Below are 12,306 nucleotides of genomic sequence, written 5' to 3'. Positions count from 1 at the left end.
GGTGTAACTTTCAGGTGCAAGGACAGAGAATCCCGAAAAGGGGTTCGTCTGTCTTTTTTTATGTCTAGACATTTGTCAAAAGTACAATCGGGCAGTATTAATGCTTGCTACGTACTTAAGATGTCGAAAAAGCAGGCGAACTACTACCAGTAAAAATGATACTAACAATAAGGAGGCAAAAGTAATGACGAATGAATTAAAACGTACACCTCTATTTGACGAATATGCAAAGTATGGTGGTAAAACAATTGACTTCGGTGGATGGGAATTACCAGTGCAATTCACTTCTATTAAAGATGAACATGATGCGGTGCGTAATCGTGCAGGCTTATTTGATGTGTCACATATGGGTGAAATTTTAGTAACCGGTACTGAGGCTTTAGATTTTTTACAAAATCTGTTGTCGAATGACATTTCGAAAATTGCTACAGGTCAAGCGCAATATAATGCGATGTGCTACGAAGATGGTGGGGTTGTCGATGATTTATTAACTTATAAACTAGCAGACAATCATTATTTACTATGTGTCAATGCGGCAAATATTGAAAAAGATTATGACTGGATGATGGAAAATCAACATCAATTTGATGTGACTATTGACAATCAATCTGATTCATATGCGCAAATCGCTCTACAAGGGCCATTAGCTGAAGAACTTCTACAAACATTAACAGCAACGGATTTAACTGCAATTAAATATTTCCGCTTCCAAGATGATGTTGACATTGCAGGACATAAAGCATTAGTTTCTCGCAGTGGTTATACGGGTGAAGATGGTTTTGAATTGTATGGGGCTCCAGCGGACATTAAAGCATTATGGGATATCATCCTAGAAGCTGGAAAAGATAAAGGCGTTGTGCCAGCAGGCTTGGGCTGCCGTGATACACTGCGCTTTGAAGCAGGACTTCCTCTTTATGGGCAAGAACTTTCTGCAACGATTTCACCACTTGAAGCAGGCATTGGCTTTGCTGTGAAATTGAATAAAGAAGACTTCATTGGTCATGACGCGTTAGCAGAGCAAAAAGAAAATGGATTAGCGCGTAAAATAGTAGGTATTGAAATGATCGATAAAGGGATTCCACGACATGGCTACAAAGTGTTCAAAGATGGTAAAGAAATCGGTGAAGTGACAACAGGTACACAGCTTCCTTCTTCAAAACGTAATGTTGGTAACGCATTAATTGACAGCCAATTCGCAACAATCGGAACTGAATTGGAAATTGAAATTCGTGGTAAGCAATTAAAAGTAGTGACAGTTGAAACACCGTTTTACAAGCGTTCAAAATAAAATTTGAAAAGAGGGACCTACATTTATGAAACATCGTTATTTACCAATGACGGAGCAAGACAAAAAAGAAATGTTAGACGTAGTTGGTGTATCATCAGTCGATGAGTTATTCGAGGATATTCCAGAAAAAGTACGTTTTAAAGGCCTTTATGATATTAAAGAAGCGAAATCAGAATCTGCACTTTTAAAAGAGTTATCTGCACTTGCTGCAAAAAACAAAGATACGAATGCGAACGTATCATTCTTAGGCGCAGGTGTCTACAATCACTATAAACCGATTATCGTAGACCATGTCATTTCTCGTTCAGAGTTTTACACTGCGTATACACCGTATCAACCTGAAATTTCACAAGGTGAATTACAAGCGATTTTTGAATTCCAAACGATGATTGCTGAGCTTACAGGAATGGATCTTGCGAACTCGTCTATGTATGATGGTGGAACGGCACTAGCAGAAGCAGGTATGTTAGCTGCAGGACATACACGTCGTAAGAAAATTTTAGTATCTGAAACGGTTCACCCTGAATATCGTGATGTCGTTGCTACATATGCATACGGTCAATCAATTGACATCGTAACAATCCCTCATAAAGATGGTGTGACAGATGTAGAAGCTTTAAAAGAGCTGATTGATGATAATACAGCGGCTGTTATTGCACAATATCCAAACTTCTTTGGTCAAGTAGAGGATTTACAAGTAATCGGTGATATTGCACATGATGCAAAAAGTTTATTTGTTGTATCATCTAACCCACTTGCGCTTGGTATTTTAACTCCTCCAGGTAAGCTTGGTGCTGATATTTGTGTTGGTGATGCACAAGTATTTGGTATTGCTGAAAGCTTCGGTGGTCCACACTGTGGTTTCTTCGCGGTAACAACAAAATTAATGCGTAAAGTTCCTGGCCGTCTTGTTGGTGAAACGGTAGATGGGGAAGGTCGCCGAGGTTATGTGTTAACGCTACAAGCACGTGAGCAACATATCCGTCGTGATAAAGCTACATCTAACATTTGTTCAAACCAAGCACTTTTAGCACTTGCAGCTTCGGTTGCAATGACAGCTTTAGGAAAGCAAGGCGTTCGAGAAATGGCTACGCAAAATATTGCGAAAACACGCTATGCAAAAAATGCCTTTGAAGCGGCAGGATTTACTGTTGCATTCCAAGGTGCACACTTTAACGAAATCGTTGTGAAAACAAATAAATGCGTGAAAGAAATTAATAAAGGTTTACTTGAAAAAGGCATTATCGGTGGTTATCCATTAGGTCAAACTTACGATTCACTTAAACAACACGTACTAATCGCTGTAACAGAATTACGCACGAAGGAAGAAATTGATGCACTTGTTGCAGAAATGGGGGCTCTCAATGCATAACGAAAATCAAACACTCATTTTTGAAATTACAAAAGAAGGTCGCGTAGGGTATAGCTTAGAAGCACTAGATGTACCGGAAGTCGATCTTGCAGATTTACTTCCTGCAAACTGTATTCGTGAAGAAGCAGCTGAGTTACCAGAAGTTTCGGAGCTTGATATTATGCGTCATTATACAGCGCTATCTCGTCGTAACCATGGTGTAGACTCTGGGTTCTATCCACTAGGATCATGTACGATGAAGTACAACCCGAAAATTAATGAGTCAGTTGCACGTTTTTCTGGTTTTGCCAATGTTCATCCATTACAAGATGAATCAACGGTACAAGGTGCAATGGAGCTTCTTTATGAACTACAAACTTCATTAGTAGAAATTACAGGTATGGATGAAGTGACATTACAACCCGCTGCAGGAGCCCACGGTGAATGGACAGCATTAATGATGATTCGTGCTTTCCATGAAGCAAATGGAGAAGGACATCGTAATAAAGTGATCGTTCCTGACTCAGCTCATGGTACAAATCCAGCATCAGCAACTGTTGCAGGCTTTGAAACTATTACAGTAAAATCCGATGAAAATGGTTTAGTAGACATCGAGGATTTACGTAAAGTAGTAGGTTCAGATACAGCTGCGTTAATGCTAACAAACCCAAATACGCTTGGTCTATTTGAAGAAAATATTATCGAAATGGCGGAGCTTATTCATGAAGTTGGCGGTAAAGTATACTATGACGGCGCTAACTTAAATGCGGTTATGAGTAAAGCACGTCCTGGCGATATGGGCTTTGACTGTGTACACTTAAACTTGCACAAAACGTTTACAGGTCCACACGGTGGCGGTGGTCCAGGTTCTGGTCCAGTAGGCGTAAAAGCTGATTTAATTCCGTTCCTACCAAAACCAGTACTTGTAAGAACAGAAGATGGTTCATACCACTTCGATTACGAGCGTCCACAATCAATCGGTCGTGTTAAACCTTACTATGGTAACTTTGGTATTAACGTACGTGCATATACGTACATTCGTACGATGGGTCCAGATGGCTTAAAAGCTGTAACAGAATATGCTGTACTAAATGCAAACTACATGATGCGTCGTCTAGAGCCATTCTACGATTTACCATATAACCGTCATTGTAAGCATGAATTTGTTCTATCTGGTCGTCGTCAGAAGAAACTTGGCGTTCGTACACTCGATATTGCAAAACGCTTGTTAGACTTTGGCTACCATCCACCAACAACGTACTTCCCACTAAACGTGGAAGAGGCGTTAATGATCGAGCCTACAGAAACAGAATCAAAAGAAACGTTAGATGCATTCTGCGACATTATGATTCAAATCGCGAAAGAAGCAGAAGAAAATCCATCGATCGTACAAGAAGCACCACATACAACAGTCGTAACTCGTCTTGACGAAACACGCGCTGCTCGTACACCAGTGCTGCGTTACCAAAAAGCATAATAAATCACAATGCCCGACCAGTATTTTAATATACTGATCGGGCATTTTTTTTGTGTTTGAGGAAAATTGAAGTTACTTGAAAAAGAGAAGAATATTATTCCCTTGAAACGTGGGAGGTCAATAACGTCAATTAATACGAACTTTAATCAGCCAAATTCGACACTTGTTACTGTGAAAAGATTTAGTAGCACTACGCCATTAATTGCTACATCAAACCAAAACAATGACAAGAGCATTAAAAATTTTGCCATGCTACAGCGTGACACCGTAAAAATTTGTTAAATACGCTCCAAGTAGGACTAGATCTCGCAGGGCTCATCCCGGTTGTTGGAGAAGTAGCGGATGGCTTGAATGGCATTATTTATGCGGCAAGGGGCGACAAGTTGAACGCTAGCCTCTCCTTTGCAGCGATGATTCCAGTGGCGGGCAATGCAGCAACAGCTGGAAAATGGATAAATAAAGGTGCTAATGCAACGAAGGATATAGCCGAAGGTGTTAAAAACGCTAATAAATCTGCGGGAACAGCAGGGAAAAATACACCATCGTCAAATCCAAAGCCATCGAATAGTTCCAAACCACCTGCAAAAGATAGTAAACCTGCTGAGGCGACTAAGGGTACGGATAAAGGTAAAAGGTTAGAATTGTCGGATTTCACTAAAGAAATAATGGAAACTAAGCCGAAGAATTCACCTGTACCTAAAAATGGTATGATAAAGGTGGAAACATTTCAAGTGATGAAAATGGAATTTGGACCTACACTAATAAGAAGGGGCAATCTGTGAGTTATCCAGATGGCTACCCTGATTTTTCAGAGTTTTATCATCCAACTGTCAAGCCAGTTGAAATTAAATTCGCTTCACCAACAAACCGACCAGCAGATTATAAAGCAGCAAATCTGGAGGCCGGTTTGAGTAAGGACTCTATTCCCCCTGTACTAAAGCCTAATAAACCACCATCAGGTTACATTTGGCATCATCATCAAGACGGTAAGACAATGATCTTAGTTGAAGAAAAGGTACACTCTGAATTTACTCATAGTGGGGGAATATCGAAAGTCAATGGTAAGGGTAATGAATAAAATAATCAAGAGGTGTAACTATGATACAAATGGATGGATCACATCGACCTATTACAGTAGAAGAAATTAATGAATTTCAGCAGAAGCTTAATTTGAGTTTTCCCGAGCAATATATAAATTTCCTATTAGAATCGAATGGAGGAGATCCCTCCCCAAGTATGTTCAAAATTTCTGATGAGCAAGGAGAAGGAGTAATTAATATATTTTATGGTATTGGAGACATGTATAGTAACTTAGAAGAGTACATGGATATTTATGAAGGCAGACTTCCATCAGGGTTTATTCCTATTGGAAATGACCCCTCAGGGAATGTGATTTGTTTGGGATTAAACGAAAAGTACTGTAATAATATATATTTTTGGGATCACGAACAAGAATCTGATAACCCAGATGATATGAGCAATATGTTCTATCTTGCAAGTGATCTTAATGAATTTTTGAATTCACTATATGATGAAAAAGAAGAATAAGTCGGAAAAAAGCACTTGATTGCCTATAACAGGCGACAAGTGCTTTTTTTGCATGTTTAAATAAGTAAATTGAAAGATTACGATTATTAATTAGTGTACTAAGTGTTAAATTTTATATAAGTACTTATAAGGGGAAGAACGGGCGATGAAAATAGCGGTATCGATAGATAAATTTGTTATAGATTATAAAGATGTACCACATTCTACATTTTTACGTTTTTTATGGTGGGAGTGCAGAAATATAAAGTGAAAATGAAGGTTTATAATAGATGCCGACAATACTCTTGTTTTTAAATTAACCCACTTTGTACATTTTAATGTTTTTGAAACTGAAGAGGGGCTCCTACTAAACAGATTGCATAATATCTTCGTTTAGTAGGAGGTCCCTCTAACTAATGCTAAAGAATTTGTTGAAAAACGAACCTAGTGAATGAAATATCAATATATTACTATTTAGTAATGTTTAATAAGGAGAATTTACACCTTTTAGAAATATTCAATAAAACGAAAGAAATTATTGAAATATGACCGATATACATAATAGATGTATGAAGGAGGTATAAAATTGAATAAAAAATTATTTATCACAGTAGCAGCTATTCCTGCAGTTCTTATTGTCCCAACAATTGCGGGAGCGGCGGAATCAGAAGTGACAGTGACAGGTCAAAATATGGTGAATGAAGTTTTAAAAGCTTCAATAGAAAATTTACCAGCCAATACAATTGTTAAAGGTTACCAATGGTATTATGTTGAAAAGACTTCGGGCGAAAATGGAACGACAAATGTTACGAATAAACCGATTTCTGGTGCAACTACTTCATCATTCACAGTACCAGTAGATGCTGCAGGGAAAACAATTTTTGTAGAAGCAATCACAACGACAGATAATCGATATAAGAGTGCAACACGAACTATAAATACACTACAACTTGCGATTACAAAACCAGAATTTTTAATTGCTTCAAAGTATATTGTGCCTGGGGAAGAAGTAAAAGTGACAGTCGATGTTACTGATAGTGCAGGAGCAAAATTACAAAGTAGTCAAATTACATATAGTTACCAATGGTTCTATAAAGTTGGTGATTCTTTCACAATTATTGATGGAGCAACTAGTGGTACATATACAGTTCCAAAAAATGCATTAGAAGAAAATATAAAAGATATTATGGTTAGGGTAAAAGCAAAAGTTGGTCCTGCAATTGTAGAATCAGATTTTTCTAATGAGATTACAGTATCCAATGAACCAACAAACACAATGATTAATGAAATTAAAACAGTGCTTAAAAATGACCATCAATATAATATCTCAAGTCTAGCTTCATTTAAAGCTGATGTTACGGCGTTAGAGGCTAAGTATCAGGCATTAACAGCACCTGCAAAGGCCAATGTGACAAATTATGATGTTTTGAAGCGAGCACTTGCTGATATAGAGCTATTGAGCAAGTTAAATGAGAAAGTAGATAAGGTGAATGAGGTTGATGAAAAGAACCTAACACAATATTTAAAAGAAATTGAAGAGACTTATGATAAGTTAGATTTATTACAACGCAGCTTAGATATCAATGATACTTTATATAATAGTATTAAAAATATATTGAAAAATCCAACTGATATCGATGAATTTAAGGAAGTTAGAAGATTAAATCAGGAAATTGTTGCATTATTAGCATATGAAAACTCCCTTGTGAAATATGTACCAACTAACATTAAAGCGTTACAAACAGCAGTGGAAGCAATAGAAAAAGATATAGCCAAATTATCTCAAAATTATCGTTCAGCTGTTCAAAATCAAACAATTTTAAGTGATGCGAAGCAGGATATAAAAAAGGTTGAGCAATTTATTAAACTTTTCGATAAGTTGTCACCAAATAATACACCTAGCAAGCAAGTGACGACAGCAAAATCGATACGTACGGCTTATGAAAAGCTAACATATAAACAATTACAGTTAGTACCAGCCAATTATGTCACGTCATTACTTGAAGCAGAAAACGCAGAAGACAGTCAAATTGATAGATTAAATGCAGAAATCGACAGCTATGTTGGTGATGCAGAAGACATGTACCCAATAGATCCGTCCGTACATTCTTGGCAAAGTCATGTTACGAATGTAAACCGAATTATTAATGAATATAAAGGGCTAACGAAAACTTCTGCTGCAAAAATTATTGGTTATGACCGCATTGTTACGTTGCAGAAAGATTTAAAAACAGCGGAAAAAGTAATAAAAGAAATGGATGCTTATAAAAAGCTTTCCGAAGTTTCTGGTGTGGCCCAAAACAAGCTTAATTCAAGCTATACTAGTACGTTGAAAGCTTATAATAAGTTAACTAGCTTGCAACAATCACTCGTTTATAGTGCAGATGATTTTTTATTAAATTCGCCTAATGTTACGGTTGATGGAAATGGTAAGGTGCCTGCTGATAAGGATGCTGCAGAAGCTTTGAAAGCAAACGTTGCAAAGCTTGCTGACGTTACAAACTTTACATTTGCCCAATTTGAATCGGCTGTCAATGCAGCGACAGTGACATATAAAAGTCTATCTTCGCCAGCACGAAAGTATGTCACAAACTATTATTTATTAACTGCTGCTAGCAAAGACCTTTCTGGAGTAAAGTCATTCCATAAAAAAGTTCAAACTGCACGAGAAGAAACAGATGTTACAAAACAAGCTAAAAAAATTCAAACCGTACAAACTGCTTACGCTAAACTACCTGCCAACCAGCAGCATTTAGCGAAACAGCAATACGAAGATTTACTCAACAATCGTTTAGTAGATGGCAATGCACCAGACATAGTGGATTTAAATAAGGCAATTGCTAATATCATCTCTAACGATATATATACAGTTTCAAAAGAAAAAATAATGGAGCTTTCCTCACAATATAATAAGTTAAGCGCTAATGACAAAAAACGTATTACCAATGCTTCGATTTTAACTGCGGCAGTTTCAGATGTAAAAAAAGTAGAGACTTTCTTAAAGCAGTATGAAAAATCATTTATTAGTAATCCAACAACAGTGATTAAGGCTTTTGCAAAGCTATCTTCAAAACAAATGAGTTTAGTTAGTTCAGAAATCCGACAAGCCATTATTGATAAAGAACAAGGACAACAACAATCGAATGAAATTGCTCTGAAATTAATTGAATCCATTAATTCACTGCTTATTAATGGCGAATATACTGATGATTTAGAAACGAAGGTAAAAGATATTCGTACAACATATGACGCTCTAGGAACTTCCGAAAAAAGTATTGTAAAGAATTATTCGAAGTTAACACAGGCAGAAAGTGACTTGAAAAAGGTTGCAGATGTTCATGCGCTCTATGTGCCAGCTACTGAAGGCAATGAAACAGCTCGTAAAGCATGGCAAAATGCATATGCTAAGCTTTCTAAGAAATTAGAAATCCTTTATAATAAAATGTATACAACTGATAAATAATAAGCAATGCCCCGGATAATTTTCTATTATTCGGGGTTTTCGTATAGGTGAATTTCTGCGTATTAAACTGAAAATATTGGCTATCATTTGTCCAGACAATCTAATTTTCGCTATACTATTTACAGTTAAATGGTTTAAGCAGCGAGAATACCTTAAGAAAAAGTTCAGTTTGATAATAGAAAGTAGGAAGTTATGATGTATAAAATAGGTGTTGTTGGACCAATTAAATCTGTTGAAAAAATCATCGAAATGGCACAAGAAATAGAACAGGATATGGAGTTTATTCCATATATTTATGGCGTTGCTACTGAAACAAAGCACATTGTGGAGACTCATAATCAAGATGTTGATTTTTGGCTATTTTCAGGATACATACCTTATACAATTGCGAATCAGACAAGCATTTCAAAGGATAAGCTTGCGCATATTATCTTTTCTGAGGCAGCCATCTATAAAGGCTTTTTAGAGCAAACTTATAAAATGAAGAAATTTATTGAGCGTGTAAGTGTTGATATTATCCCTTCACCTGCCCAAATGGCATCAGAAGGGTTAGCTGAAATTGAAAAAAGCGTGAAAAAAATGTATTTAAAAGAATTTGATGTCGCTATTGATCCAAAGGAATTATTTAATTTCCATTATGAGCTATGGAAGGATGGTAAAATTGATTTTGCGATTACATGTTATCCATCGGTGGATGAACAATTGAAAGAAATGGGTGTTCCTTCACATTGGGTTTCACCTACAAAGACTGAAATTTATCATACAGTGCAGTTGTTTACCGAGAAAATCAAAACGTCCTATTATAAAGAAACGCAAATTGGAGCAGTGATGCTCGAAATAAAAGATTTCGATTCATTGAAGGAACGAATGAAGCAAGGTTATCGTATACAGTATCTAGAATTACGGATGAAGGAAAACTTTCTGCAATTATGTGAACAGATTGACGGCTCTCTAATTGAGGAAGGAAATGGAAGATATACAATCTTTAGTACAAGGGGAGCAATTGAAGGGCATATACAATTTATTACAGAAAAAATGTATCAATTGTCTATTGAATTGGATGCCAAGGTTACAGCGGGGATTGGTTTTGCACAGACTGTCTTTAATGCGGAATTAAATGCGCATCGAGCTGTACGACAAACGAAAGAAAATGATTCCATCGATATTGTGATGATTCAAGAAGATGGAACTATTATTGAATCCGTTGGGAATACCGAAGAGCTCTCCTATTCCTATCGAGCAGATGATCCTGAAATACTCGAAAAATTAAAAAGGGGTGGTGTCGGCATTAAAACCTATACAAAAATACTGGCACTCGTCCAGAAAATGCGATGGAAGCATTTTACGACAAAGGATTTAGCTACACAGCTTCAAATGAGTGAACGAAATGCGCAGCGTATCGTTGCTGATTTGTGTAATGTCGGTTTAGCAAAAATGTGCGGTGAGGAATTACAGCATACACGTGGCCGACCGATTAAAATCTATCAGCTTGTCATGCAACAGTCTACTTATTAAATTTATATTTATTAATGTCCCAAACCATTTAATGGTTTTTGGGACATTTTTTGTTTTGAGAATAGATACTACAAGTTAATTAACAATAAAAAATTATTAATGATTTTTCTTTCCGATAATCATGCTAAAAATGTAGATAAATCAACGGTTTCTTTGTTTTGACAAATCCATTTTGTACCGATTTCTCCCTCGACTATCTATTAGAAATTTTCAAAAAAATATTGTCAGATCTTAATAATTTGATTATTATACGAATATATAACGAAAATGTCGCTATATAAAGGGGATATTTATTTTAATAGATAGGGAGAGGTGGAAAAGTAGTAATAGCAAAAAATTGTGGTATGGGAAATATAAAAAATTACACACCTTTTGCCTATACTATCGATTACAGCATAACTGGTATTTGTTTCGTGAAACATGGGAGGGATATGGATGACAACAAATGAAATGACAAAAAAATCTAGAAATATTATACTGGCGCTATTATTTTTAGGATGGTCGTTGGGGAATTTAGATCGTTACATTATGAACTACGCAGTTGTAGCAATTACAGGGGATTTAAGCTTAGATGCGTCTTCTACAGGAATTATTTTAAGCGCTTTCTTTTTAGGCTATGCGATTATGCAAATTCCTGGTGGTTGGTTAGCAGATAAATTTGGTGCGAAACGAATTTTATTAATAGCTGTCATTATGTGGTCCATCTTTACGGGCTTAACTGCTATAGCATGGTCTTTAGCGGCAATGATTGTTATTCGATTTTTATTCGGAATTGGTGAAGGTGGCTTCCAGCCAGCTAGCTCTAAAATCATTGCAACTGTTTTCCCTAAAGAAGAAAGAGGGAGAGCAATGTCGATTATGCTTACCTCTGGAGGCATTGTATCGTTAATCGTTCCACTTCTTTCTGCTTATTTATTAGGAACAATTGGCTGGCGTATGATGTTCATTATTATCGGCTTAATAGGAGCATTTATCGCCATTCTGTACTGGAAATATATTAAACTTCCACAAGAGCAAACCGAATCAACAGGTAATGTTGGTGGTGAAGGGAAAGTTACTACTAAAGTTAGCTTTAAGGAGCTACTTAAAACGCCACTTATGTGGAATTTAATTATTGCTTATTTTTGTATTTACGCAGTGAACTGGGGATTAGTATCATGGATTCCAACTTATCTTCAAAAAAATAGGGGACTTGATTTGATGTCAATTGGTTGGGCACAAACAATTCCAGCGATTACAACAATTATTGGTGTTTATGGTAGTGGTTTTATTATTGATAAGCTACCACGTGGAATGGACAAGATCTTAGGTTCCATTTCTTGTGCAGTTATTGGAATTTTATTGTATTTAATGTTTACAGCAGAATCTGTGACATTATTTATTGGCTATCAAACTGTTGTGTCGATATTTATTGCATTTGTTATTACATTACTACCTGCCATTGTATTGAAAAAATTGCCATCATCTATTACAGGTTCGGCAATGGGGGTTGCCAATACTGGCGGTCAATTAGCAGGATTTGTAACACCAATGGCTATCGGCTTTATGGTCGATGCGTTTGACGGTTCTTTTGACGCAGCCTTTTGGATGCTAATAGGATTTGCAGGAATTTGTATTATTTCACTACTAACGTTAAATGACCAAAAAGGGAAATTATTGAATTTATAAACGACATTGGAGGAGAA

The 12,306-nt window shown here is 36.5% G+C and carries 9 protein-coding genes; all 9 read left to right on the top strand.

Annotation, left to right across the window (positions count from 1 at the left end; all coding sequences use genetic code 11):
- Positions 1–184: 184 nt before the first annotated feature.
- The 9 genes from gcvT to ACIP9C_RS10545 all read left to right on the top strand — a co-directional run bounded on the left by gcvT (position 185) and on the right by ACIP9C_RS10545 (position 12,289).
- Positions 185–1,288, top strand: coding sequence for a glycine cleavage system aminomethyltransferase GcvT (gcvT, locus tag ACIP9C_RS10585; RefSeq protein WP_401010359.1), 1,104 nt, complete (start codon positions 185–187; stop codon positions 1,286–1,288).
- A 25-nt stretch (positions 1,289–1,313) separates the two neighbouring features.
- Positions 1,314–2,660, top strand: a complete 1,347-nt coding sequence (gene gcvPA / locus ACIP9C_RS10580) for an aminomethyl-transferring glycine dehydrogenase subunit GcvPA (RefSeq protein ID WP_401010357.1) — start codon at positions 1,314–1,316, stop codon at positions 2,658–2,660.
- Positions 2,653–4,116, top strand: coding sequence for an aminomethyl-transferring glycine dehydrogenase subunit GcvPB (gcvPB, locus tag ACIP9C_RS10575; RefSeq protein WP_401010355.1), 1,464 nt, complete (start codon positions 2,653–2,655; stop codon positions 4,114–4,116). The genes gcvPA and gcvPB overlap by 8 nt, the downstream gene beginning before the upstream one ends.
- 275 nt (positions 4,117–4,391) lie before the next feature.
- Positions 4,392–4,898: a hypothetical protein gene (locus ACIP9C_RS10570; RefSeq protein ID WP_401010353.1), complete on the top strand. Its 507-nt coding sequence runs from the start codon at positions 4,392–4,394 to the stop codon at positions 4,896–4,898.
- Positions 4,895–5,194 (top strand): HNH endonuclease, encoded by a 300-nt coding sequence (locus ACIP9C_RS10565; RefSeq protein WP_401010351.1) that lies wholly within the window; start codon positions 4,895–4,897, stop codon positions 5,192–5,194. Before ACIP9C_RS10570 ends, ACIP9C_RS10565 begins: the two co-directional genes overlap by 4 nt.
- Before the next feature lie 20 nt (positions 5,195–5,214).
- Positions 5,215–5,664 (top strand): SMI1/KNR4 family protein, encoded by a 450-nt coding sequence (locus tag ACIP9C_RS10560; protein ID WP_401010349.1) that lies wholly within the window; start codon positions 5,215–5,217, stop codon positions 5,662–5,664.
- 565 nt (positions 5,665–6,229) lie between these two features.
- Positions 6,230–9,106 (top strand): hypothetical protein, encoded by a 2,877-nt coding sequence (locus ACIP9C_RS10555; protein WP_401010347.1) that lies wholly within the window; start codon positions 6,230–6,232, stop codon positions 9,104–9,106.
- A 192-nt stretch (positions 9,107–9,298) separates the two neighbouring features.
- Positions 9,299–10,621 (top strand): hypothetical protein, encoded by a 1,323-nt coding sequence (locus ACIP9C_RS10550; protein WP_401010345.1) that lies wholly within the window; start codon positions 9,299–9,301, stop codon positions 10,619–10,621.
- Between the two features lie 435 nt (positions 10,622–11,056).
- Positions 11,057–12,289, top strand: coding sequence for an MFS transporter (locus ACIP9C_RS10545; protein ID WP_401010343.1), 1,233 nt, complete (start codon positions 11,057–11,059; stop codon positions 12,287–12,289).
- Positions 12,290–12,306: the final 17 nt, after the last annotated feature.

This window comes from Lysinibacillus sp. NPDC093210, from assembly GCF_044753985.1.
Taxonomy (GTDB): domain Bacteria; phylum Bacillota; class Bacilli; order Bacillales_A; family Planococcaceae; genus Lysinibacillus.
Note: the sequence above shows the minus strand (reverse complement) of the source record. Positions and strands in the feature narration are given on the sequence as shown.